A 24253-nucleotide genomic window follows, 5' to 3' on the forward strand; every position below is an offset into this window, starting at 1 on the left:
CGCAGCTTCGGCCCCCTGATTCGCCCACAGCGAAGCCTGGATCTGGTCAGCGGGCGCGCCGTCGTCTAGCGTGTGCGCAGCGGGATTCGTCGATCACCGGGAGTGACTGATGCGTCGTCGTGTGGCTGCGCTGGCTTGCGCACTGGCTCTGCTCGGTTCCTCGTTGATCGCGGCGCCCGCCGTCGCGTCCACGGGATGTGTGTCCTCCGTACCAGAGCCCGGTACGACGACCCCGGTGCGGATCTGCTATTCGCTGTTCAAACCCGCGGGTGCCTCCGCGTCGCAGACCGTGCCGCTGATCATGCACAGCCACGGCTGGGGCGGCAGCCGGACCAAGGACCCGGCCGCTTTCAAGTCCTGGCTCGACGCCGGCTTCGGCGTACTGAGCTTCGACCAGCGCAGCTTCGGCGAGAGCACCGGTGTCGCCCACGTGATGAACCCGGACTTCGAGGGCCGCGACGTGATCGAGCTCGTCGATCTGGTCGCGGGGCTCGACTGGGTGACGAAGCAGGGACCCGGTGATCCGCTGATCGGGGCGATCGGCGGGTCGTACGGCGGCGGGTTCCAGTTCGCCGGTGCGTTCACCGAACTGCGCGACAGCGGCCGGACCCGGTTCGACGCGCTCGCGCCCGAGGTGACCTGGTGGGACCTGAAGCAGAGCCTCGCGCCGGACGAGGCGGCGCGGACGATGTGGCTGTCCTTGCTGTACGCCGGCGGCGGTACGCGCCTTCCGCCTGAGGTCTCGGCGGCGTTCGTCGTACTGATCACCACCGGAGCGTGGCCGCCGGGGAAGGCCGGGCGGGACCTGGACGAGTTCTTCGCGCGCAACGGGCCGGCGTGGCATGTGGCGCAGGGGCGCAAGCTGGACATCCCGGTGTTGATCGGTCAGGGGATCTCGGACAATCTGTTCAACCTCAACCAGGGGCTGGCGAACTACGAGCGCGCGCTGACCCCGGGCGCCCGTGCCAGGTCGATCTTCGTCGGCTACAACGCCGGGCACACGCTGCCGAGCGTGGTGCCGCCGGGATGGGCTGTTGCCGGTGACCCGTGTTCGATCGCGTTGGGATCGTCCAGCTTCTCCGGTCTCGCCCTGCGGTTCATGACGGCCAAGCTGTTGGGCAGGGCAACCGGCCTGTCCGGGTACGGCGCCTACCACTTGTCCACCGCTGATGGTCGTTGCCTCACGCAACAAAATCTGCCGGCGAACGCCCGGTATCCGCTCGGCAAGATCGTCACCCCGACCGGTGCCGGGCTGCCGGTCAACCTGAAGGTCGCCGGCGGGCCGATCACCGTCGCAGGCGTGCCCCGACTCGACGCCCGCGTCTATACGGTGGTTCCGGACTCCGGTGCGTTCTTCGCGTTGAGTGTCGGCACGAGCCCGCTGACCGCGAAGGTCGTGCAGAACAACACGATGCCGCTGCGCGAGAAGCGGGTGGTCCAGGGCGAGCGGCGGTCGATCGAGTTGCCCGCGATCGCGGTCGACGTACCGGCCGGCAAGAACCTCTACCTGACCGTCACCCCGGTCGCCGACATGTTCGCCGGCCAGCGCGGGCCGCTGCCCGGGGCGCTACTGCTGAAGGATGCGACGCTGCGCGTTCACCGCACCCTGTCGAGATAGGACTTGTAGACGGTCAGGAACGGTTCGTCGGTCGCGACCACGCCGGCCAGCCAGTCGCAGGTCGCCCGGGCGGTCTCGATCACGTCGGCCGGGTAGCCGTACTTCACCTGGTGCTCGGCGAACTCGTCCTCGTCGTCGATGATGATCGTCCCGTCCCGCTTCTTGATCACGTCCAGGTCGAGGTCGACCATCGTGAACACGTCCTCACCGAACTCCACCGGCGTGGTGATGTCGCAGTAGATCTCCGTCGACCGCGGCTCGTCGTTGAAGCTCGCCGTGAACCACCGGCCGCGCGGGAACAACTGCACATGAGCCTGCGAGTGCACCACCTCCGGCTCACTCCCACGCTGCGAAACCGACTCCGCCGGCGCCCCCAACCACACGCCGTACTCATCCTCCCCAAGCCACCGCATCCACTGATGCCAATGCAACCTCTCGTCATACTTCCGATAAACCACCCGCACATCCCGCATGACCCCCAACCTATCGCCGGGGAGGGGTCGGCCGACCGTGAACACCGAGCGAGCGGGTGAGGTCCAGGTAGGGCTTGTAGGCGGTGGTGAAGGGTTCTGTGGTGGTGATGTGGGTGGCCAGCCAGGTGCAGGTGGCTTGGGCAGTGGCTACTACCTGGGGTGGGTAGTTGTACTTCACCTGGTGGGCGTGGAACTCGTCCTCGTCCATGACCCGGACGGTGCCGTCGCGCATCAGGCGGATGTCCAGGTCGAGGTCGACGGTGGTGACGGTGTCGACGCCGAACTCCGCCGGCATGGTGATGTCGCAGTAGATGGCTGTCTGGTGCGGGTCGTCGTTGAACAGGGCGCTCCACCACTGGCCGTGCGGGAAGAGGCGGACCCGGTGGTGGTCGATGGTGACCCAGCTGCCGTCGGCGCGCTGGCCCTGGGTGCCGGGGACCGAGCCGACCCACAGGCCGTGCTCGTCCTCGCCGAGCCGGACCGCTTCCACCAGGCGGTGCGGCTGCCCGTCGTACTTCCGGAACAGCGTCCTCACCATCTCCACGCGATCACTCTAGGTGGAGATCGAACCAACCGGGCGCGGCGCGCATCCCACGGTGTGAGATTCGCCCAACCGCCCGTGCGAGTTCGGAAACCGGGCGGCGGGTGCATAGACTCAAGCATTCGAGGACGATCCGCGGGAGGAGCTCGATGCGCGTGCTGGAGACGGTCGGAGGGCCGGCGGACCTCAAGAAGCTGACCGGTCAGCAGCTGACCGATCTCGCGGCCGAGATCCGGGATGTCCTGGTCGAGACGGTCTCGCGGACCGGCGGCCACCTGGGGCCGAACCTGGGCATGGTGGAGATCACCCTGGCGATGCACCGGGTGTTCGACTCGCCCCGCGACCGCCTCGTGTTCGACACCGGTCACCAGACCTACGTCCACAAACTGCTCACCGGCCGGGCGCCCAAGTTCGACACGCTCCGTCAGCAGGGCGGCCTGAGCGGTTACCCCAGCCGGGCCGAATCCGAGCACGACATCGTCGAGAACAGCCACGCCTCGACCGCGCTGTCGTACGCCGACGGCCTGGCCAAGGCCTACCGGCTGCGCAGGGAGGACCGGCACGTCGTCGCGCTGATCGGTGACGGCGGCCTGACCGGCGGGATGGCCTGGGAAGCGCTGAACAACATCGCCGCCGCCAAGGACCTGAAACTCGTCATCATCGTCAACGACAACGGCCGCTCCTACAGCCCGACGGTGGGCGGCCTGGCCACGCACCTGACCAGCCTGCGGACCAACCCGCGGTACGAGAAGATCCTCGAGCTGGTCAAGACGAACCTCGGCCGCACGCCGTACGTCGGCCCGCCGATGTACGAGGTCCTGCACGGCGTGAAGAAGGGCCTGAAGGACATGCTCGCCCCGCAGGGCATGTTCGAGGACCTCGGGTTGAAGTACGTCGGCCCTGTCGACGGGCACGACCGTCAGGCGCTGGAGGACGCGCTCCGCAACGCGAAGTCGTTCGGCGGTCCGGTGATCGTGCACGCGGTGACCCAGAAGGGCTTCGGGTACGCCGCCGCCGAGCAGGACGAGGAGGACAACTTCCACCAGATCCGGCCGGCCAACAAGCCGCGCGGCTGGACCGACGTGTTCGCCGACGAGATGGTCCGGATCGGCCGCCGCCGCCCGGACGTGGTCGCGATCACGGCCGCGATGCTGCACCCGACCGGGCTGGCGCCGTTCGCGCAGGAGTTCCCGGACCGGATCTTCGACGTCGGCATCGCCGAGCAGCACGCGGTGACGAGTGCGGCCGGGCTGGCGATGGGCGGTCTGCACCCGGTCGTCGGCCTCTATGCGACGTTCCTCAACCGGGCGTTCGACCAGTTGCTGATGGACGTGGCGCTGCACAAGTGTGGTGTCACCTTCGTCCTCGACCGCGCGGGCGTCACCGGTGACGACGGTGCGAGCCACAACGGTATGTGGGACATGTCGATCCTGCAGCTCGTTCCCGGACTGCGGCTCGCCGCGCCGCGGGACGGCACGCGGCTGGAGGAACTGCTCAACGAGGCGGTCGACGTCTCCGACGCCCCGACCGTGCTGCGGTACGCCAAGGGCGAGGTGTTCCCGGACATCGAGGCGATCGACCGGATCGGCGACCTCGACGTCCTCGAGCGCTCCGGCACCGACGTCCTGCTGGTCGGCATCGGCTCGATGGCGGCCACCGCGATGGACGTGGCGGGCCGACTGGAGGCACAGGGCTTCGGCGTGACCGTGGTGGATCCGCGCTGGGTCAAGCCGGTCGACCCGAAGCTGGTGGAGCTGGCGGCGAAGTTCAAATTCGTCGTCACGATCGAGGACAACGGCCGGGCCGGCGGTTGCGGGTCGATGATCTCGCAGGCGCTGCGCGACGCCGGGGTGACGACACCGGTCCGGGACTTCGGCATCCCGCAGCAGTTCCTGGACCACGCCAAGCGTCCCGCCGTACTGCAGGAGATCGGGCTGACCGGGCAGGAGCTGGCCCGGGACATCACCGAGATGATCGCGCAGCACTCCGGTGACGCGATCGGTGAGCCGGATCCGGCGAGCGGCCGGCCGGGCGGCGCCTGAGCCGGCCGGCATGAGCGGGCGGCACGCCGCGCCCCCGAAGAGCAGGCACGCGGCCGCCAAGGGCCCAAGGATCTGGCCGTTCCTGCTGGCACTCGTCCTCGTGGCCGTCGCGGTGGCCGGCGGTCTCGCCCTGCACCGGGCGAGCGACCGCGCCGGCGGCACGGCAACGCCGGCGCCGAGTACGCCGGACATCGACCTGGCCGCCCGGGCGGCGGCGGTGGATCAGGTACTGCGCAAGCGGGCCCAGGCCGTGCTCCAGGACGACCAGGCGGCGTTCCTCGCCGACGTGGATCCAGGGAACAGGAGCCTGGTCGCCCGGCAGCGCACCCTGTTCGCGAACCTGCGCCAGTTCGGCTTCTCCCGGCTCGTCTACCAGCAGTTGAGTCAGCAGTACGACGAGGCCGTCACGCGGAAGTACGGCCCGTCGACGTACCTGGTCGCGATCGCGATGACGTACCAGATTCGCGGCATCGACGCCGGACCGGTCCGCGCGATGCTCGGGTACACGTTCACCGAGCGCGGTGACGGCCGCTGGATGCTGGTGTCGGACACCGACCTGGACAAGCGGTTGCCGCGCGGCTCGCATCAGGAGGCGTGGGACACCGGCGAGGTGCTGGTCCGGCGCGCGCCTCGGGTCCTCGTGGTCGTCGAGAAGGGGCAGGAGCAGCTCGCGGACAGCCTGCTCGGCAAGGCGACCAGCGCGGTGAAGGCGGTGTCGAAGAGCTGGCCGGGCGGCTGGACCGGGTCCGGCGTGGTGATCGCACTGGACGACAAGATCGTCCGCGGCGCCGACTACACCGCGCCCAAGAACGCCGAGGACGCGATCGCCATGGCGACCTGGGTGTACCGCACGCTGCCCGGTGAAGTCAGCGGTGAGGGAGAGCGGGCCGACTCGTACGTCGTCGTCAACCCGCGCAACCGGTCGAAGGTCGACGCCCGTACGCTCGCCCACGAGTTCACCCACGTCGCCACCGCGCCGTACGGCGCCAACGCCCCGCGCTGGCTGGTCGAGGGAGCGGCGACGTACGTCGAGTTCCTGCCGATGGACGGGGCGGAGAACCTCGCGCTGGGGAAGTACCGGCAGGAGGTCCGCACGAAGTACCTGTCGAAGGCGAAGAGCCTGCCCGCCGACGCGGTGTTCTTCGAGACGTCCGACAGCTCGTACCCGTTGGCCTGGCTGGCCGTCGACCACCTCTTCGAACGCTTCGGCGGCACCGAGGTCGGCACGCTCTACCAGGAGCTGGCCGCGCTCGGTTCCACCCAGGCCGAGCGGGACCGGATCATGCTCGAACACGTCGGCATGACCGAGGCAGGCCTCTTCCAGGCCCTCCAGGCGGCCGCCGCCAGTTGAGGGTGGTGGAATCCGGGGAACCGAGTAGGGTAGCCGGGCTGCGACAGACGGGTACTCGGAGGATCGACCCGACGTGAGTGTGACCACCCCTAGCGCCGGACCCCCAGGCGCTCAGGATCCGCCCCGTGGGCCCCGGCGCTGGCTGGGGCTGCTGGTGGCGGTGGCGCTCGTCTCGGGCGGCGTGGTCTACACCGTTGAAGACCGGGAACGGGATGCCCGGGCCAGGCCCACCACGACACTGACCCCGGCCGGGCCGAACCAGTCGGGCAAGCCGTCGAAGACCGCGGCCGCGATCGCCGCCCGCCGGGTCGCCATCGACACGATCCTGATCCGCCGCGCGCAGGCTGTGCAGACCGTCAACGAGGCGCTGTTCCTGCAGGACGTGGACCCGGCCGACAAGGCGCTGCGGGCCGAGCAGAAGATCCTGTTCGCCAACCTGGTCGAGATGGGTTTCACCGAACTCGGCTACAGCCAGGCCGAGGAACGGTTCGATCCGGCCGTGGTGAAGGCTCACGGGCGTACGACGTACCTGGTCCGGATCCTGATGCGGTACCAGATCCCCAAGGTCGACCTGACGCCGGTCGTCACCGAACTCGGCTACACGTTCATCAACGTGCGCGGCCGCTGGGTGCTCACCGATGACGACGACCTCGACGACGACCTCGGGCCCGGCGCCCACCAGGAGGCGTGGGACCTGGGCCGGATCGAGGTGCACCGGGGACCCCGGGTGCTGGCCGTGGTGGAGAAGGGCGACACCCGGCGCGGCCGGGCGATCGTGGTCGAGGCGACCGAGGCGCTGGCCCAGGTGACCGAGTACTGGCCGCGGAGGTGGCGCGGGTCGGTGTTGATCATCGCGCTGGACGAGTCCGAGGTCCGCGACGCCCGGTTCGCCGACGAGGACGTCGAGTCGGCCGCGAGCGCGGGGTCGACGTTCTCCTCGCTGCCCGGTCAGGACACCGCCGACGGCACCGTGGCCGGCGCGTACATCGTGGTCAACCCGAACGAGCGCGACCGGGTGGACGAGATCCTGCTGTCGCACGAGATCACCCATGTCGCGACCGCCGACCTGGGCGGCTACGAACCGCTGTGGCTGGCCGAGGGGGCGGCGGAGTACGTGTCCTGGCGGGGGATCGAGGCGATCAGCGGTCCGGGCGAGGTGGCCAAGTGGGAACAGGAGGTCATCGACGAGGCCCTGCCGGCCCTGGGCGCGCTGCCGAGCGACGCCGGTTTCTACCAGAACAACGCCGACGTGTACGGCGTCAGTTGGCTCGCGGTTCGCTACCTGGTCAGGCGTTTCGGCCTCGACAAGGTCGCGGAACTGTACGAGGACCTGGCCAGGCACGGCTACGACCAGGCGGCGAGGGACCGGATCCTGATGAACCACTGCGGCCTCACCGAGGTGACGTTGTGGACATCACTGAAAACCTACGAACCACAACGCTGAGTGCCTGTTTGACCTCGCGGTGTCAGAGAGGCAGTCTCGAATGGTTCCGTCCATGTCGAGGAGGCGCAGATGAGTCTGTTGCGGAAGAAGACGATCGAGCAGTCGATCGCGGACACCGACGAGCCGGAGTACCAGCTCAAGAAACGCCTCACCGCCGTCGATCTGACGGTCTTCGGGATCGGCGTCATCATCGGTGCCGGCATCTTCACCCTGACCGGCCGGGCCGCCAAGACGTACGCCGGGCCGGGGATCGCGCTCTCGTTCGTGCTCGCCGCGATCTGCTGCGCCCTGGCCGCGCTGTGCTACGCCGAGTTCTCGTCCACGGTGCCGGTGTCGGGGTCGGCGTACACCTTCTCGTACTTCTCCCTCGGTGAGATCTTCGCCTGGATCATCGGCTGGGACCTGCTGCTGGAGTTGATGCTCGGGGCAAGCGTCGTGGCCCAGGGCTGGTCGTCGTACGCCGCCTTGTTCCTCGAACAGATCGGACTGGGCTGGCCGGAGTCGATCGGGCCGGACAGCAGTGTCAACGTGCTCGCGATGCTGCTGGTCCTGGTCCTGGCGACGCTGGCGACGATCGGCATCAAGGAGTCGCTGCGGGTCAACCTGGTGCTGGTCGCGATCAAGCTGTTCGTGGTGCTGTTCGTGATCGTGGCCGGCCTGTTCTACATCAAGGGCTCGAACTTGTCGCCGTTCATCCCGCCGAGCGTGCCGACGCCCGATCCGGAGGTCACCGTCACCACGCCGCTGTTCCAGGCGTTGTTCGGGTTCGCCCCGTCGCACTTCGGTGTGATGGGCATCGTCGCGGGCGCGTCCCTGGTGTTCTTCGCGTTCATCGGGTTCGACGTGGTCGCCACCACCGCCGAGGAGGCGCGCAACCCGCAGCGCGACCTGCCCCGCGGCATCATCGGCTCGCTGGCGATCTGCACCGTGCTGTACGTGCTGGTCTGCATCGTGATCACCGGCATGATCAAGTACACCGACATCAACAGCGAGGCGGCGCTGGCCGAGGCGTTCCGCTCGGTCGGGCGGCCGGGCTTCGCGACGCTGATCTCCGCCGGCGCGGTCGCCGGTCTGACCACCGTGGTGCTGACGCTGATGATCGGCGCCGCCCGGGTGGTGTTCGCGATGAGCCGCGACCACCTGATCCCGCGCGAAGTCGGCAAGACGCATCCGAAGTGGGGTACGCCGTACCGCCTGACCATCGGGATCGGCATCCTGGTCGCGATCGTCGCCGGGCTCACCCCGATCGGCAAGCTGGAGGAGATGGTGAACATCGGCACGCTGGCCGCGTTCACCCTGGTCTCGATCGCGGTGCCGCTGCTGCGCCGGCGGCGGCCGGACATCCATCGCTCGTTCAGGGTGCCGTGGAACCCGGTGATCCCGATTCTGTCGGCGGCGATCTGCGTCTACCTGATGCTGAACCTGTCGATCGAGACCTGGCTGCGGTTCGCCGTCTGGATGGTGCTCGGCTTCCTGCTCTACTTCGTCTACGGCTACCGCAAGAGCCGGGTCGGTATCGAGGAACGCACCGGCGAGAGCACGCGGGCGTAGGCCTGGACGATGCAGGGCCGGCTGACGGTACGATCCGTCAGCCGGCCACTGGAGGGGGAGACGATGAAGCATCCGCGGCGCCTGTTCGCAGGTCTTGCCGCGCTGCTCCTGGCGGGGACGTCCGGCGTGGTCGCCGTACGCCTCCAGGAGGGCGGCTCGACGGCCGGCAGCAGCGTGTCCGCGATCAAGGCCACGGCCACGCCGGGGCAGCTGACCGAGGGGCAGCAGGCGGCTCGCAAGACCGAGGTCGATGCGGTCCTGGCCAAGCGTTCCGCGGCGGTGCTGAAGGGTGACCTGAAAGGCTTCCTCGCGGCGGTGGACCCGCAGCACAAGCAACTCGTGGCGCGGCAGCGGATGCTGTTCACCAACCTGCGGAAGTTCCGGTTCACCACGCTGAAGTACGTCGTCGCGGACGAGCGGCCGTCGAAGGTGCTGATCGGCAAGTACGGCGCCGACGTCTTCTCGACCCGGGTGATGATGCGCTACCAGTTGCACGGCCTGGACGCGAAACCGGTGCAGACGGACCTCGGGTACGCCTTCGTCCAGCGCGGCGGGACCTGGGTCCTGGTGGACGACAGCGCGATCGAGGAGACGCTCAGCCCGGACGGGCATCGGCAGCCCTGGGACTTCCAGGAGATCGCGGTGATCCGCCGCGGCCGAGTCGTCGTGGTGGTCGACAAGGGTGAGCAGGCGCTCGGTCAGAAGATCGCCAAGGTGTCCCAGAGCGCGGTCGACGGCGTACGACGGCACTGGCGGCGACCGTGGAGCGGCTCGGTGATGGTGGTCGCGATGTCCGAGCCGCGGGTGATGGCGACGGTCTGGACGGCGGGCAGCGGCTACGGCTGGACCATCGCGGCCAAGGCGGTCTCGCTGTACGACGGTGACCCGTGGGCGGAGAAGTCGGTGGCGCCGGTGAGCAGCCGGATCGTCGTCAACCCGGCTGTCCGCAAGCAGCTGGACGAGGATCTGCTGGTGCACGAGATGACGCATGTCGCGACCCTCCAGCTGGGGGTGCGGACGCCGATCTGGCTGGTCGAAGGCATCGCGGAGTACGTCCGGTGCGCGTCGATCGAGGACGATCCGCAGTGGACCGTGGATCCCTACCGGAAGACGGTCCGGACGAAGTACCTGCCGTCGATGAAGGTGCTGCCGACGCGGGCGGAGTTCGACGCCGCCGGGGACCGGTCCTACGGGCAGAGCTGGTGGATCACGGCGTACCTGGTCGACGAGCTGGGGGAGAAGGGTGTGGCGGACCTCTACACCGACATGGCCCGGCACAACACCAGCCAGACCGCCTACACCACCATCCTGAAGAAACACACAGGCAAAACCCCCGCCCAACTGGTCGCAGCAGTCAAGAAGTACAAGGGCTGAAAAGCCCCCGCCCCCTCGCTTCGCTCGGGGGCGGGGGAGTTGAGCCAAGGCGGCCTCCCGCGGGACCAGGAGGTCCTCGTCCCGGGCGGGATGACGCGCCGGGGGGCCGGTGCTCGTGGCGGCGGGGGGATCGGCCGACGACACCACCTCGCCCGCGCCCTCACGCCCCAGCACCACCGGCGGTTTCCGGAACGGGTGGTGCCCGCGGAGGGAAGGCGCAACGGGAAGGTGCTGGGGGCCGGAGCGGGCTTCCGGGGTCGTACCGACCCCCAGCGGTCTGGTCAGGTCAGGCCGGCGGTGCCTTGGGGGAGGAAGCGGGAGCCGTTGACCTTCTCGGAGATGCCGGTGCGGTCCAGGTACGGCGTGATGCCGCCGAGGTGGAACGGCCAGCCGGCGCCGAGCAGCAGGCACAGGTCGATGTCCTGTGCCTCCGCGACCACGCCCTCCTCGAGCATGATCCGGATCTCCTCGGCCAGCGCGGTCAGCACCCGGGTCCGCAGTTCCTCCGCCGTCGACGGCTTGTCGCCGACCGTGACCAGCCCCTCGACCTCCGGGTCCACCACCGGCTTGCCCTCGGGCCACAGGTAGAACGAGCTCTTGCCTGCGGCAACCACCTTGGCCAGGTTCTCCGACACCGCGAACCGGTCCGGGTACGCCCGGTTCATCGTCTCCGCCACGTGCAGCGCGACCGGCAGCCCGACCAGCTGCAGCAGCACGAACGGCGGCATCGGCAGGCCGAGCGCCGACAACGCCTTGTCCGCCTCCGGGATCGGCGTACCTTCGTCGACCGCCGCGCTGACCTCGCCGAGGAAGCGGGTCAGCAGCCGGTTCACCACGAATGCCGGCGCGTCCTTGACCAGCACACAGGACTTCTTCAGCGCCTTGCCGACCGCGAACGCGGTCGCCAGCGTCGCGTCGTCGGTCCGGTCCGCGCGGATGATCTCCAGCAGCGGCAGCACCGCGACCGGGTTGAAGAAGTGGAACCCGACCACCCGCTCCGGGTGCTCCAGGTCCGCGGCCATCTCGGTGACGGACAGGGACGAGGTGTTCGTCGCCAGTACGGCGTCCGGCCGGATGATCTTCTCCAGGTCGGCGAAGATCGTCTTCTTCAGCTGCAGTTCCTCGAACACCGCCTCGATGACGAAGTCCGCGTCCGCGAAGACCGCCTTGTCCACCGAGCCGGTGACGAGCGCCTTGAGCTGGTTCGCCTTGTCGGGCCGGATCCGGCCCTTGCCGAGCAGCTTGTCGATCTCACCGTGCACGTACCCGACACCGCGGTCCACCCGCTCCTGGTCGAGGTCCGTGAGTACGACGGGAACCTCGAGCCGCCGGACGAACAGCAGCGCAAGTTGGCCCGCCATCAGGCCGGCGCCGACCACGCCGACCTTGCTCACCGGCCGGGCGAGCGACTTGTCCGGCGCGCCGGCCGGACGCTTGGCCCGCTTGTTCACCAGGTCGAAGGCGTAGAGGCCGCTGCGCAGCTCCTCGCTCATGATCAGGTCCGCGAGCGCCTCGTCCTCCGCCGCGAACCCCCGATCGCGATCGTTGTCCTTCGCCGCCGCGATCAGCTCGAGCGCCCGGTACGGCGCCGGGGCCGCACCGCTCACCTTGAGGTCGGCAAATGCCTTGCCCCGGGCAACCGCGGCATCCCAGGCGTCACCGCGGTCGATTTCCGCCCGCTCCACGGTGACCTCGCCGGTCAGCACCTTGGAGGCCCACACCAGTGACTGCTCGAGGAAGTCGGCCGAGTCGAGCAGTACGTCGCCGATGCCGAGCTTCACCGCCTCCGGGCCGCTGAGCATCTTGTTCTGGTTCAGGGCGTTCTCGACGACGACCTTGACCGCGTTGTCGGCGCCGATCAGGTTCGGCAGCAGGAAGTTGCCACCCCAGCCCGGGATCAAGCCGAGGAACACCTCCGGCGTCGCCAGCATGCCGGCGGCGGCCGAGACGGTCCGGTACTGCGCGTGCAGCGCGACCTCCAGACCGCCGCCGAGCGCGACACCGTTGACGAACGCGAACGACGGCTTGCCGCCGTCGACCAGTTTGCGCATCACGCCGTGCCCGATCCGGCCCAGGTTCAGCGCCTGCTCCCGGTCGGTCAGCTTCGGTACGCCGGTCAGGTCGGCACCGGCGGCCAGGATGAACGGCTTGCCGGTGACACCGATCGCGGCGATGTCGTCGCGGGCCAGCGCGGCGTCGATCGCGGCGTTGAGCGACGCCAGGCCCTTGGGGCCGAACGTGTTCGGCTTCGTGTGGTCGTGCCCGTTGTCGAGCGTGATGAGGGCCATCGTGCCGGCCTTCCCGGGCAGCACCACGTCCCGGGAGTGCGCAAGCGTGACGACCTCGTCGTCCGACAGTGCGACCGCGCTGTCGATGAGTTCCTGCAAGCTCACTTCGCCTCCCAGTTCGGGTTCTCCCAGATGACCGTGCCGCCCATGCCGAGGCCGACGCACATGGTGGTGAGGCCGTAGCGGACCTCGGGGCGCTGCTCGAACTGCTTGGCCAGCTGGTTCATCAGGCGTACGCCGGAGGACGCCAGTGGGTGACCGTAGGCGATCGCGCCGCCGTACGGGTTGACCCGCGGGTCGTCATCGGCGATGCCGTAGTGCTCCAGGAACGCCAGCACCTGGACGGCGAACGCCTCGTTCACCTCGAAGGCCTGGATGTCGTCGATGGTCAGACCGGCGAGGCGCAGTGCTTTCTGGGTCGCCGGCACCGGCCCGACACCCATCACCTCGGGCTCGACACCGGCGAAACCGTACGAGACCAGCTTCATCTTCGGCGTCAGGCCCAGCTCCTCGGCGGCCGCGGCGGAGGCGAGCACACAGGCGGTCGCGCCGTCGTTGATCCCGGCCGAGTTGCCCGCGGTCACCCGGCCGTGCGGGCGGAACGGCGTCTTCAGGCCGGCCAGGTCCTCGACCGTCGTCCCCGGGCGCATCGGCTCGTCGGAGGTGGCGTAGCCCCAGCCCTGCTCGGCCGACCGGGTCGCGACCGGGACCAGATCGGGCTGGATCAGGTGGTTCGCGTACGCCTTGGCCGCCTTCTCCTGGGAGGCGGCGGCGAACGCGTCGGCGCGCTGCTTGGTGATGGTGGGAAACCGGTCGTGCAGGTTCTCCGCGGTCGACCCCATCACCAGCGCGGAGGTGTCGACCAGCTTCTCGGCGACGATCCGTGGGTTCGGGTCGACGCCCTCGCCCATCGGGTGCCGGCCCATGTGCTCGACACCGCCGGCCACGACCACGTCGTACGCACCGAACGCGATACCCGCGGCGGTCGTGGTGACCGCGGTCATCGCGCCGGCGCACATCCGGTCGATCGCGTAGCCGGGCGTGGTGTTCGGCAGACCGGCCAGCAGGGCCGCGGTCCGGCCGATGGTCAGGCCCTGGTCGCCGATCTGGGTGGTGGCCGCGATCGCGACCTCGTCCACCCGTTCCGGCGGCAGGGACGGGTTCCGCCGCAGCAGTTCCCGGATGCACTTGATCACCAGGTCGTCGGCGCGCGTCTCGGCGTACTGGCCCTTGGCCTTACCGAACGGGGTGCGAACGCCGTCGACGAACACGACATCGCGGATCTCACGGGGCACGAGGCCCTCCTCTGGGGGTCGGAAAAGCTGCCTCGATGCTACCCGTGGGTAACAGAAGTCCCAAAGCAGGCGGGACTGTGCGGCTGCTCACACAACACAGCGGTGTGGTCACAGCGGCCGTAACCCGTGGCGCACGGCGCGGAATCGGCGCATGCTGGTGGAAAGGTACGTGTGTCTGGAGCCGTTCGATGAACAAGAACAACCTTGATCTCGCCGTACCGGTGCTGAGCCGCGGCAAGCACCGCAACCCGCGCAAAGGCGCCTGTTTCATGGAGTTCGCGTCCTACCTGGCGGGCGAGCCCTGGTCGGACCACCCGGCCTGCACCCATCCGCTGTTGGCGGGCGTCGCCCGGGACGTCAACGACTGTACGACGGACGCCGGCCGGGCCCGGCTGGCTCCGCTCATCCCTTCGGTGATCGGGCTGACTCCGGACGATCCGCACGTCGTACCGCGGGTGACCGCGCGCTGCATCCAGCACGCGCTGCCGATCGTGTCGCAGGAGCGGCAGTACATCCTGGCAGTCGCCCTGCTGGTGGGGGAGAAGCAGTTGGCCACGCTGGACGGGCGTCCGCTGGACGACCTCGAGCCGGCGTCACTCGAGGCGCTGGAGTCCGTCCCGGCCGCGGCCAAGTGGGCGCGATCCTTCACCTCCCGGGCCCACCGCAGTACGCCGGACTTCGCCAGGCGGACCGCGCCACGGGCCGTGTCGTGCGCCGTGGAAGGCATCTCGCAGGCCTGTGTGCCGGACCCGGACGACCGGCTGTACAACCTGCTCACCGCGGCGATCGACGAGTGCAAGGCCTGGATGCCGCAGCCGGCACCCGTCCAGCCGGTGACCCAGGCCGACCGGCAGCCGATCGAGCTCCGCTGAGGCTCGGTTCCGTCGGTGTCGCCGGGCTCCCGCGAGCCCGGCGACTAGGCTCGGCTGCGTGACTCTCGAAATCGATACGGGTTCGGGGCTGATGCCCGTCCACGTCTGGGAAGGGTCCGGCCCGGGTCTCCTGCTGCTGCAGGAGATCTTCGGCGTCTCGGACTACATCAAGCAGCGCGGTCAGGACCTGGCCGATCTCGGGTACTACGTGGTCGCACCGGAGATCTACTGGCGGCTGGACGACACCGAGCTGGACGAGTCCGCGCCCGACCTGCTGGAGAAGGCGATGGCGATCGCCGGCCGGCTCAACTGGGACCAGGCCGTGTCGGACTCGGTCGCGGTGCTGGAGTACCTGCGCAGTCGCGAGCAGGGCACCGGTGTGATCGGGTTCTGCTTCGGCGGCGGCCTGGGCTTCAACGTGGCCGCGGTGTCGTCGCCTGACGTGCTGATCAGCTACTACGGCTCGGCCCTGCCGCAGCTGCTCGGTCTGGCGCCCAAGGTCACCGCGACCAGCCTCCACCACTTCGGCGACGACGACCCCTACCTCGACGCCGACGCGGTGATCCCGTCATTGGGTGACGACGCCGAGATCCATCGCTATCCCGGTGCCGGGCACGCCTTCGACAACCCGTTGCCCGCGTTCCACCACGCCGAGGCCTCCGAGCTGGCGTGGCGCCGTACCGTCGCGTTCCTGTCCCGCCATCTTCCGACCTCCCAAGGATCCGAATGAGCCTGTACGACATCCCGCTGACCACCCTCTCCGGCGCGCCCACCTCCCTCGGTGAGTACAAGGGCAAGGCCGTCCTGATCGTGAACGTCGCGTCGAAGTGCGGCCTCACCCCGCAGTACGAGGGCCTGGAGAACCTGCAGAAGAAGTACGCGTCCCGCGGCTTCACCGTCCTCGGTGCCCCGTGCAACCAGTTCGGCGGCCAGGAGCCGGGGACGGCGGAGGAGATCTCCACGTTCTGCTCGACGACGTACGGCGTGACGTTCCCGATGCTGGAGAAGCTCGAGGTGAACGGCGACGGCCGGCACCCGCTGTACGCCGAGCTGACCCTGACCCCGGACGCGGCGGGCGAGGCCGGCGACGTCCAGTGGAACTTCGAGAAGTTCCTGATCAGCCCCGAGGGCACGGTCGCCGCGCGCTTCCGCCCCGGCACCCAGCCGGAGTCGCCCGAGGTCGTCGAGGCGATCGAGGCCCAGTTGCCGGCGTAGACCGGGCTAGTCGAGCGGTTTCGCCGGGGCTTCGGCTGCCATGGCGTCCGTGAGGACCTCGGCCGTGAGGCCGATCTGCCACTCGCGGGCGCCGTGGTCGCGCAGGAACGCGCTGACGACCTCGACCGTCAGGTTGGCCGGCGGCGACCAGGCCAGGCGGCGGATGGTGTCCGGCGCCATCAGGTTCTCGGTCGGCAGGCGGTGTGCCTCGGCGATCTCGCCGACAGCGGCCCGGGCGGCCGACAGGCGAGCGGCCGCGTCGGGGTCCCGGTCGGCCCAGGCCCGGGCCGGCGGCGGGCCGTCGTACCGGGGTCCCTGCTTCGGGAGCTCGGACTCGGGCAGTCGCCGGGCGTGGTCGATGGCCTCCCACCAGGTGCGCATGTGGCGGTGGGCGCCGCGGCCCTTGAACGCGGTCAGCCGCTGCAGCGCGTCCCGGTCGGCCGGCATCGCCGACGCGGCCTCCACGATCGCGGCATCGGGCAGGATCCGGCCGGGCGAGATGTCGGCGGCCGCGGCGATCTGGTCGCGGGCCTCCCACAGCGCCCGGACGACGGCCAGGCTCCGGCGGTTGCGGACGCGGTGCATCCCCGACGTCCGCCGCCACGGGTCGGGCTTTGGCTCCCGCGGGGGAGCGGACAGGATCGCGGCGAACTCCTGCTCGGCCCACTCCCACTTGCCCTCACGGCGCAGCTCGGCCTCGATCGCGTTGCGCAGTTCGATCAGCATCTCGACGTCGAGCGCGGCGTAGATCAGCCACGGTCCTGGCAGCGGGCGGGTCGACCAGTCGGCCGCGGAGTGCTCCTTGCGCATCCGGTAGCCGAGCACCTCGCTGACCAGCGAGGCGAGTCCGACCTTCGGGTACCCGAGCAGGCGGCCGGCCAGTTCGGTGTCGAACACCTTCCGCGGCACCATCCCGACCTCGGCCAGGCAGGCCAGGTCCTGGTTGGCGGCGTGGATGATCCACTCGGCGTCCACGATCGCGTCGCCGAGCGCGGACAGGTCGCCGAACGGGATCGGGTCGACCAGGGCCGAGCCGGCGCCCTCGCGGCGCAGCTGGACCAGGTACGCGCGGTGCGAGTACCGATAGCCGGACGCGCGTTCGGCGTCGACGGCCACCGGTCCGGTGGCGGACCGGAACGCCTCGATCACCTCGCCGAGTGCGGTGTCGGTGTCGACGACCTCGGACAGGCCGTCACGGAGTTCGAGCAGTGGCAGGTGCGCGGTCGGGTCGTCCGGGACAGGCGGCTGCTGGGTTTCGGCCGGGCTCATCGGCCCCGCTGTCCACGCCGGGTCGGCATCGCCACCACCCCCGGCGGCACCGGCGGCAGGCCGGCCGCCGTGCAGAGCACCTCGCCCCATGCCTCCGCGTGCCGGGTCACGTCCACCAGCCCACCAGGTCCTGGCACGGGACTCCAGGACGCGCGGATCTCGATCTCCGCCGTCGCCTCGTCGTCGGCCATGCCACCGAAACTTTCCGATACCACCCTGGTCACGGTACCGCTCGGGGCCAGGAAATCGGCACCCCGGTCGGTCAGCGCCTCCATCAGCCAGGTCCAGCCCACGCCGCCGAGCAGCGCGTCGGTCACCATCTCCGGCTCGACGGCCGCACGCACGTACGCGACACAGCGGAAGGTCGACTGCCAGGCGTCGTTCCCGTCCGGGTCGTAGAGGACGACCAGACGGCCGGTGGCGACGTCGTCACCGTCGACCGTCACGTCGGCGCTGACCGCGGCCGCGTGCGGTGCGATCCGCTGCGGCGCGGGCATCTCCTCGACGAAGACCTCGGGCCGGTACCGGGCACCGCGCAACTGCGTCACTGCCTCGGCGAACTCCGCGGGTGGCGCGTCGACCTGCTTGCGGGCACCCATGCTTCGCAGCCTACGACTGATTACTCACAGACGCTGGCGACGACGCGCCGGTAGCTGTGCTGTTGGCCGGGCCTCCGGCGCCGCCCTTGGCTGCCGTGACCGCGTGTGACCGGGGCGGAGGTGGCGTGGGATCATCGAGGGGTGCCCTCGACACCGTCCGCTGCGCTCGACCGTTCTCCCTTCCTGCTCGCGGCCCGGGGCGAGCCCGGCCCGCACACGCCGGTGTGGTTCATGCGCCAGGCGGGGCGTTCGCTGCCCGAGTACCGCGCGGTCCGCGAGGGCACCACGATGCTCGAGTCCTGTATGCGGCCCGACCTCGTCGTGGAGATAACGCTGCAGCCGGTACGCCGTTACGGCGTCGACGCGGCGATCTTCTACTCCGACATCGTGCTGCCGCTGAAGGCGGTCGGTTTCGACATCGAGATCAAGCCGGGTGTCGGCCCGGTCGTGGCCACGCCGGTCCGGGACGCGGCCGGCCTCGACACGGTCCGCCCGGTGACGCCCGCGGACGTCCCGTACACCTCGGAATCGGTGAAGCAACTGGTCTCCGAGCTCGGCGGGACGCCGCTGATCGGCTTCGCCGGGGCTCCCTTCACGGTGGCGTCGTACCTGGTCGAGGGCGGCCCGAGCAAGGACCATGCCAAGACCAAGGCGCTCATGCACGGCAACCCGAAGCTCTGGCATGCCCTGGCGGACCGGCTGGCCGACGTGGCGATCGCGTACCTGGCGGTGCAGATCGAGGCGGGCGCGTCCGCGATCCAGCTGTTCGACTCGTGGGCCGGCGGGCTCTCGGCGCGCGACTACGCGCAGTTCGTGCAGCCGCACTCCGCCAAGGTGTTCGAGGCGCTGGCGTCGTACGGCGTACCGCGGCTGCACTTCGGGGTGAACACGGGTGAGCTGCTCGGCCTGATGAGCGAGGCCGGCGCGGACGTCGTCGGTGTCGACTGGCGGGTTCCGCTCGACGAGGCGGTACGCCGGATCACGGCGGCCGGAGGCGGTCCGAAGCCGGTCCAGGGCAACCTGGACCCGGCCTTGCTGTTCGCCGGGTGGGACGCGCTGAGGCCCGAGATCGACCGCATCCTCGCCGAGGGGAAGGCGGCCTCGGGGCACATCTTCAACCTCGGTCACGGGGTGCCGCCGGACGCCGATCCCGAGGTCCTGCACCGCATCGTCCGGTACGTCCACGAGGAGTCGGCCCGTGTACCTGCCTGACCACAAGGTAAGGCTGGAGCGCCTGACCGAGCGGCACGCGGACGCTGTCCTGGCCTTCGAGCAGGAGAACCGGGCGTACTTCGCGGCGTCGATTGCCGACCGTGGTGACGCGTACTTCGAGGAGTTCGCGGTCCGGCACGCGGCCCTGCTCGCCGAGCAGGAGGCCGGAGTCTGCCGGTTCCACGTGCTGGTGGACGACACCGGCGCGGTGGTCGGCCGGGTGAACCTCGTGGACATCGAGGACGGCTCGGCCGAGCTCGGCTACCGGATCGCGCAGAAGGCCGCCGGGAAGGGGCTCGCCACGGCCGCCGTGCTGGCGATCGGGAGACTGGCTGCGTCCGAGTACGGCCTGACCGCTCTGCGAGCGGGAACCTCGAGCGGCAACCTGGCATCGCAGGCGGTGCTGACGCGGGCCGGTTTCCGCCAGGTCAGCGATGCCGGCGGACAGAAGACGTACGAGGTGGAGCTGTGACCACGGTCGTCGTGGTTGGTGGTGGGATCAGCGGGCTGGCGGCCGCGCACGCGCTGGCGACCGGGCCGAATCCGCCGCGGATCACCGTGCTGGAGGGCTCGCCGCGGCTCGGCGGCAAGCTGGCCGGGGACGTGCTCGAAGGCGTGCCCGTCGACCTGGGTGCCGAGTCGGTGCTCGCCCGGCGGCCGGAGGCGGTCGACCTGATCAAGGCGGTCGGACTCGGTGACGACATCGTGCACCCGGCGACCACGTCGGCCGGGCTCTGGATCGGTGACCGGATCCGGGCGATCCCGCCGACCGTGATGGGCGTACCGGTGGACGCCGCCGCGACGGCCGACGTACTGGGTGCTTCCGCCGCCGAGGCGGTCGCGCACGAGGCGGAGTTGCCGGCGCCCGCGCTCACCGAGGACGTCGCGATCGGACGGTTCGTCGCCGAGCGGATGGGGCCGGCGGTCACGGACAAGCTGATCGACCCGCTGCTCGGCGGGGTGTACGCCGGGCGGGCCGAGGAGATCTCGCTGGCGGCCGCCGTGCCGGAGCTGTACGCCAAGCTGCACACCGCGCCCAGCCTGCTCGCCGCGACCGCCGAACTGCGGGAAGCCGGTCAGCGGCGGGCGGGTCAGCCCGTGTTCGCGGGCATCGTGGGCGGGGTCAACCGGCTCATCTCCGGCCTCGAGAAGGACCTGACGGCCAAGGGCGTCGAGATCAGTCGTCAGTTGGCGGTACGGCGCATCACCCGGACGGCTCACGGGTTCGCGCTGGAGGCCGGACCGGTGCCGGCTCCGACGCTGGTCACGGCGGATGCGGTGATCGTCGCCGTGCCGGCGACTCCTGCCTCCCGGATGCTGTCGGAGCTGGTGCCTGCAGCGTCGGCGGAGCTGGCCACCATCGACTACGCGAGTATGGCGATCGTGACGCTGGCTGTCCGTAAGCGGGACTGGCCGGCTGCGGCGACGGGCTCCGGGTTCCTGGTGCCGTCGGTGGAGGGCCGGACGATCAAGGCCTCGACGTACTCGCATGCGAAGTGGCAGTGGTCGAGAGACGCCGGTAAAGACCTCGCAGTACTCCGGGCCTCGGTGGGGCGGCTGGGGGAGGAGTACGTGCTCCAGCGGTCCGACGAGGAGTTGGTGGAGCTGGCTACCGCGGATCTGCGGCGTGCTGTGGGCCTGCAGGCGCCTGTCGTGGGCTCTCTGGTGACGCGGTGGGGCGGCGGGCTTCCGCAGTACGCCGTGGGGCACCTCGACCGTGTGGACCGTGTGGAGGCGGCTGTCGCGGCAGTGCCCGGGTTGGCCGTGTGCGGAGCGGCGTACCGGGGCGTGGGGATCGCTGCGTGTGTGGCCTCCGGCGGCAAGGCGGCGACCCGGGTGCAGGATCACCTGAACGCATTGGAGACAATGGCTCCGTGACAGAGAAGCCGAAGGCGCGTGAGCTGAACAATGTGATCCGCTACACCATGTGGTCGGTCTTCAAGGTCGAGACGCCACTGGGTGACGCGGACAGGGACGAGCTGACCGCCGAACTGTCGGACCTCGTCGGGAAGCTGGCGGCCGACGACGTGGTGATCCGGGGCTTCTACGACGTCGAAGGCTTCCGGGCCGACGCCGACTTCATGATCTGGTGGCACGCGCCGTCCTCGGATGCGCTGCAGAAGGCGTACCACGGGCTGCGCCGGTCCCGGCTCGGGCGGCACCTGGCGCCGATCTGGTCCCAGCTGGCGCTGCACCGGCCGGCCGAGTTCAACAAGAGCCACATCCCGGCGTTCCTGGCCGACGAGGAGCCGCGCGCGTACGTGTGCGTGTACCCCTTCGTGCGGTCCTACGAGTGGTACCTGCTGCCGGACGAGGAGCGGCGGGCCATGCTGGCCGAGCACGGCAAGATGGCCCGTGGGTACCCGGACGTCCGGGCGAACACGGTGGCCTCGTTCGCGCTCGGCGACTACGAGTGGATGCTGGCCTTCGAGGCGGACGAGCTGTACCGGATGGTCGACCTGATGCGCGACCTGCGCGCCTCGGCGGCCCGGCGGCATGTGCGCGAGGAAGTGCCGTTCTACACCGGCAAACGGACCGAGCTCAGCGAGCTGGTCGCCAACCTCGCCTGAGCACGTCGTGTCTCACTCTGGGCATCGCAAGGCGTTCCCCGTCCTCTATGTGAGTGACGTACGCCGGTCCATCGACTTCTACGCCCTGCTCGGCTACGAGCCGACGTACCAGTTCCCGCTCGAGGGCGACCCGCACTACGTCGGCCTGGAACGCGGCGACTCCTCACTGGGACTGTCCGACGCCGGTTGGCCCGAGGCCCAGCTCGGCATCACCGTCGGTACGGCGCCCCGCTTCGAGCTCTTCGTGTACGTCGACGACGTCGAGGCCGCGGTGGAGTCGTTCCGCGCGGCCGGCTACACGGTCCTCCAGGAACCGGCGACGATGCCGTGGGGCGAACGGCAGGCGTACATCGCCGACCCCGACCACAACCCCGTCGCCCTCGCCACGCCGGTGTGAGTCGTCAGGTCCCCGGCCGCTGGAGCAGGTAGTCCTCGGCCCTCATCGACGTGGGAGCCTTGACGTCCTCGGGCAGGAGTTCGCGCAGGTCGCGCTCGGTCAGGCTGTCCGGGTCGCGCTCCGAGAGCCGGGTCGCCTGGTTCGAGATGGCTTCCTCGAGCACGTTCCGGATGAACCGGCCGTTGCCGAAGTTGTGGCCGCGGGGAGCGGGCGGGATGACGCCGCGGACCACGTCCAGCACGTCGTCGGTGTAGACCATGCCCTTCTGCCGGGCCATCAGCTCGAAGATCGCGACCAGCTGGTCGTTGGTGTACTCGCTGAACGACAGCAGCTTCGGGAAGCGCGAGGCGAGGCCGGTGTTGGACTCCATGAACCGCTGCATCTCGCGGTGGTAGCCGGCCACGATCACGACGCACTCGTCGCGGTGGTCCTCCATCATCTTCAGGATGGTGGCGACGGCCTCGAGGCCGTAGTCGCCGGGGCTGTTCTCCGGCACCAGCGTGTAGGCCTCGTCGACGAACAGCACCCCGCCGAGCGCCTCGCGGAACTTGGCCGCGGTCATCGGCGCGGTGGTGCCGACGGTGGACCCGACCAGGTCGGAGCGGTCGACCTCGACCACGTGACCCTTCTCCAGCACGCCCAGCTGCTTGTAGATCCGGCTCAGCAACCGGGCGATCGTCGTCTTCGCCGTACCGGGTTTGCCGACGAACACCATGTGCCGGGCGCGCTCGTGACTCGGCAGGCCGAGCTCCTTGCGGCGCAGGTTGGTCTTGATCTCGGCCACCATCCGGCGGACCGAGTCCTTGACCGACTCCAGCCCGATCAGCGAGTCCAGCTCGGCCAGCGGGTCGGCGCTGAGGTCGACCGGCTCCGGCAGCGAGGTGTCCGCGGGTTCCGGCCGGGCCGGCGCGCGATTGGCCACGGGGGCGATGGCCGCCACCGGTTCGGGGACGGCCTCGGTCTTGCGTTGCGAACCCGCCTCGACCGCCTGCCGGCGCTGGCGGTCGAGCAGATCGAAGAGTGCGGTCAGGTCCGGGACCTGCGGCTCCGGCCACGGTCCGTCCGCGAGCACGCCGGCCAGGTGGACCGACACCCGAGTGGCCGCGGCCGCCCAGGACCGCGCGAGTGCCTGCTGGTCGTGGCGCACGGCGCGGGCCAGCCACTCGGTGTTGGCGGCCAGCCAGGTGTGGGTGTCGAAACCGTTCCTGGTCTCGGCCAGGGCCCGCTCGACGTCCTGGCCGGCACTGCCCAGGATCTTGGCCACCGCCGGCGGAAGGCCGGTGAGTCCGCCGGCGCGGATCAGCCGGGCCAGGAGCTGGGCGAAGTCGCCGGCGTCGTCGTCCGGGTTCGCCATGAACAGCTTGGCGTGTGCGTTCCGCAGCGTGTTGAGCGAGTAGCGCAGAGCCGAGCCGGAGCCGGCCAGCTCCGGGAGCAGCGCCCGCTCGTCGTCGTGGAGTGCGCTGGTCCGCCAGAACTGGACGATCGTCTCGTAGTCGGCGGTGACGTGCATGCGGGTGGCCTCGCGATCGGCCAGCACCCGGTCGAACGCGGTCGTCAGAGCCCGGGCCCGGGCGGCCATCGGCGGCGCGTCGACGAACAGGCTGACCACGTCCCGCGACAGCTGCAGCGCTTGGCGGCGGCCCTGCTCACGGAAGCTCCGCGCGCCGGAGATCACCTGCAGCGGCCAGTCGGTGGCCGCGCTGTGGACCACGTGGCCGGCGCCGCCGAATCGGGCCGACGGCCGGTAGAAGTCCCGGGTCAGCTCGGCGGAGATGTCGGCGTACTCACCGTGCAGCACAGGAATCCAGCCGGTCAGCAGCGGTGCGACCTGATGGGTGAACCACACAGCGGCCGGCGTGCCCTTCACGAAGCCCGGGAAGGCGTCGGCTCGGGGCGGTCGCAACGTCCGCGGGTCGTTGGCCCAGGCGCGCAACTGGCGGCGGACGTTACCCAGCCAGACCTCCGGAACCTCCCACGGCCGCTCTGCAGCAAGAACATCGAGCACTCGCCGCCACCGCGTCTCGTCAGCCACGCAATCCCTTTCCACCACAGCCACCGCCCGCCGAGTCTAGTGCTCAACCAGCCGACCCCGGCCACGGTGCCCCGTGGCCGGGGTCGGGTGATCGCCGGCGTGCCGCGGCC

Annotated in this window: 21 protein-coding genes; 14 read left to right on the top strand and 7 right to left on the bottom strand. The window is 70.0% G+C overall.

Annotated elements, in window-relative coordinates; genetic code table 11:
- Window positions 1-109: 109 nt before the first annotated feature.
- Window positions 110-1618: an alpha/beta hydrolase family protein gene (locus ACYVOK_RS07760; RefSeq protein WP_460661581.1), complete on the top strand. Its 1509-nt coding sequence runs from the start codon at window positions 110-112 to the stop codon at window positions 1616-1618.
- Here ACYVOK_RS07760 and ACYVOK_RS07765 read toward each other — a convergent pair.
- Window positions 1597-2031, bottom strand: a complete 435-nt coding sequence (locus ACYVOK_RS07765; RefSeq protein ID WP_460661582.1) for a DUF402 domain-containing protein — start codon at window positions 2029-2031, stop codon at window positions 1597-1599. The two genes, ACYVOK_RS07760 and ACYVOK_RS07765, sit on opposite strands and share 22 nt — an antisense overlap.
- 70 nt (window positions 2032-2101) lie before the next feature.
- Complete coding sequence (locus ACYVOK_RS07770) at window positions 2102-2629, bottom strand: DUF402 domain-containing protein (RefSeq protein WP_460662183.1); 528 nt, start codon at window positions 2627-2629, stop codon at window positions 2102-2104.
- A 152-nt stretch (window positions 2630-2781) separates the two neighbouring features.
- Here ACYVOK_RS07770 and dxs point away from each other — a divergent pair, with 152 nt between their 5' ends.
- The 5 genes from dxs to ACYVOK_RS07795 all read left to right on the top strand — a co-directional run bounded on the left by dxs (window position 2782) and on the right by ACYVOK_RS07795 (window position 10394).
- Window positions 2782-4674 carry a 1-deoxy-D-xylulose-5-phosphate synthase gene (gene dxs, locus ACYVOK_RS07775; RefSeq protein ID WP_460661583.1) on the top strand — a complete coding sequence of 631 codons (1893 nt, stop codon included), beginning with the start codon at window positions 2782-2784 and terminating at the stop codon, window positions 4672-4674.
- Entirely contained in the window at window positions 4622-6025 is a 1404-nt protein-coding gene (locus ACYVOK_RS07780) for a gluzincin family metallopeptidase (RefSeq protein ID WP_460661584.1), read from the top strand. Before dxs ends, ACYVOK_RS07780 begins: the two co-directional genes overlap by 53 nt.
- 73 nt (window positions 6026-6098) lie before the next feature.
- On the top strand, window positions 6099-7469 hold the full coding sequence (locus tag ACYVOK_RS07785) for a gluzincin family metallopeptidase (protein WP_460661585.1): 1371 nt from the start codon (window positions 6099-6101) through the stop codon (window positions 7467-7469).
- Window positions 7470-7538: 69 nt separating this feature from the next.
- Entirely contained in the window at window positions 7539-9020 is a 1482-nt protein-coding gene (locus ACYVOK_RS07790; protein ID WP_460661586.1) for an amino acid permease, read from the top strand.
- 63 nt (window positions 9021-9083) lie between these two features.
- Entirely contained in the window at window positions 9084-10394 is a 1311-nt protein-coding gene (locus tag ACYVOK_RS07795) for a peptidase MA family metallohydrolase (RefSeq protein WP_460661587.1), read from the top strand.
- 281 nt (window positions 10395-10675) lie between these two features.
- Here ACYVOK_RS07795 and ACYVOK_RS07800 read toward each other — a convergent pair whose 3' ends face one another.
- Together ACYVOK_RS07800 and ACYVOK_RS07805 are read right to left on the bottom strand one after the other, a co-directional pair.
- On the bottom strand, window positions 10676-12787 hold the full coding sequence (locus tag ACYVOK_RS07800) for a 3-hydroxyacyl-CoA dehydrogenase NAD-binding domain-containing protein (protein WP_460661588.1): 2112 nt from the start codon (window positions 12785-12787) through the stop codon (window positions 10676-10678).
- Window positions 12784-13977 carry a thiolase family protein gene (locus ACYVOK_RS07805; protein ID WP_460661589.1) on the bottom strand — a complete coding sequence of 398 codons (1194 nt, stop codon included), beginning with the start codon at window positions 13975-13977 and terminating at the stop codon, window positions 12784-12786. The genes ACYVOK_RS07800 and ACYVOK_RS07805 overlap by 4 nt, the downstream gene beginning before the upstream one ends.
- A gap of 188 nt (window positions 13978-14165) precedes the next feature.
- On the opposite strand from ACYVOK_RS07805, the gene ACYVOK_RS07810 reads away from it, so the two are divergent.
- Genes ACYVOK_RS07810 through ACYVOK_RS07820 form a run of 3 tightly spaced genes read left to right on the top strand, consistent with a single transcriptional unit; the run spans window position 14166 to window position 16064 of the window.
- Window positions 14166-14849: a hypothetical protein gene (locus tag ACYVOK_RS07810; protein WP_460661590.1), complete on the top strand. Its 684-nt coding sequence runs from the start codon at window positions 14166-14168 to the stop codon at window positions 14847-14849.
- A gap of 58 nt (window positions 14850-14907) precedes the next feature.
- A complete protein-coding gene (locus tag ACYVOK_RS07815) occupies window positions 14908-15579 on the top strand; it encodes a dienelactone hydrolase family protein (RefSeq protein WP_460661591.1) in 672 nt (223 codons plus the stop codon).
- A complete protein-coding gene (locus tag ACYVOK_RS07820) occupies window positions 15576-16064 on the top strand; it encodes a glutathione peroxidase (RefSeq protein WP_460661592.1) in 489 nt (162 codons plus the stop codon). The genes ACYVOK_RS07815 and ACYVOK_RS07820 overlap by 4 nt, the downstream gene beginning before the upstream one ends.
- A 6-nt stretch (window positions 16065-16070) precedes the next feature.
- Here the strand turns inward: ACYVOK_RS07820 and ACYVOK_RS07825 are convergent, their stop codons facing one another.
- Together ACYVOK_RS07825 and ACYVOK_RS07830 are read right to left on the bottom strand one after the other, a co-directional pair.
- Window positions 16071-17333 (bottom strand): ribonuclease D, encoded by a 1263-nt coding sequence (locus ACYVOK_RS07825; protein WP_460661593.1) that lies wholly within the window; start codon window positions 17331-17333, stop codon window positions 16071-16073.
- Window positions 17330-17932, bottom strand: a complete 603-nt coding sequence (locus ACYVOK_RS07830) for a DUF3000 domain-containing protein (RefSeq protein ID WP_460661594.1) — start codon at window positions 17930-17932, stop codon at window positions 17330-17332. The genes ACYVOK_RS07825 and ACYVOK_RS07830 overlap by 4 nt, the downstream gene beginning before the upstream one ends.
- 141 nt (window positions 17933-18073) lie before the next feature.
- Here ACYVOK_RS07830 and hemE point away from each other — a divergent pair, with 141 nt between their 5' ends.
- The 5 genes from hemE to ACYVOK_RS07855 are packed head-to-tail and all read left to right on the top strand — an operon-like array spanning window position 18074 to window position 22111.
- Window positions 18074-19144 carry a uroporphyrinogen decarboxylase gene (gene hemE, locus ACYVOK_RS07835; protein WP_460661595.1) on the top strand — a complete coding sequence of 357 codons (1071 nt, stop codon included), beginning with the start codon at window positions 18074-18076 and terminating at the stop codon, window positions 19142-19144.
- Window positions 19131-19616 carry a GNAT family N-acetyltransferase gene (locus ACYVOK_RS07840; protein ID WP_460661596.1) on the top strand — a complete coding sequence of 162 codons (486 nt, stop codon included), beginning with the start codon at window positions 19131-19133 and terminating at the stop codon, window positions 19614-19616. The genes hemE and ACYVOK_RS07840 overlap by 14 nt, the downstream gene beginning before the upstream one ends.
- Complete coding sequence (gene hemG / locus ACYVOK_RS07845; protein ID WP_460661597.1) at window positions 19613-21022, top strand: protoporphyrinogen oxidase; 1410 nt, start codon at window positions 19613-19615, stop codon at window positions 21020-21022. The genes ACYVOK_RS07840 and hemG overlap by 4 nt, the downstream gene beginning before the upstream one ends.
- Window positions 21019-21714 carry a hydrogen peroxide-dependent heme synthase gene (gene hemQ, locus ACYVOK_RS07850; RefSeq protein WP_460661598.1) on the top strand — a complete coding sequence of 232 codons (696 nt, stop codon included), beginning with the start codon at window positions 21019-21021 and terminating at the stop codon, window positions 21712-21714. Before hemG ends, hemQ begins: the two co-directional genes overlap by 4 nt.
- Window positions 21715-21763: 49 nt before the next feature.
- Window positions 21764-22111 carry a VOC family protein gene (locus ACYVOK_RS07855; RefSeq protein WP_460661599.1) on the top strand — a complete coding sequence of 116 codons (348 nt, stop codon included), beginning with the start codon at window positions 21764-21766 and terminating at the stop codon, window positions 22109-22111.
- 4 nt (window positions 22112-22115) lie between these two features.
- On the opposite strand, the gene ACYVOK_RS07860 is transcribed toward ACYVOK_RS07855, so the two are convergent.
- Window positions 22116-24143 carry an AAA family ATPase gene (locus ACYVOK_RS07860; RefSeq protein ID WP_460661600.1) on the bottom strand — a complete coding sequence of 676 codons (2028 nt, stop codon included), beginning with the start codon at window positions 24141-24143 and terminating at the stop codon, window positions 22116-22118.
- Between the last annotated feature and the right edge of the window lie 110 nt (window positions 24144-24253).

The organism is Kribbella swartbergensis (assembly GCF_054784135.1).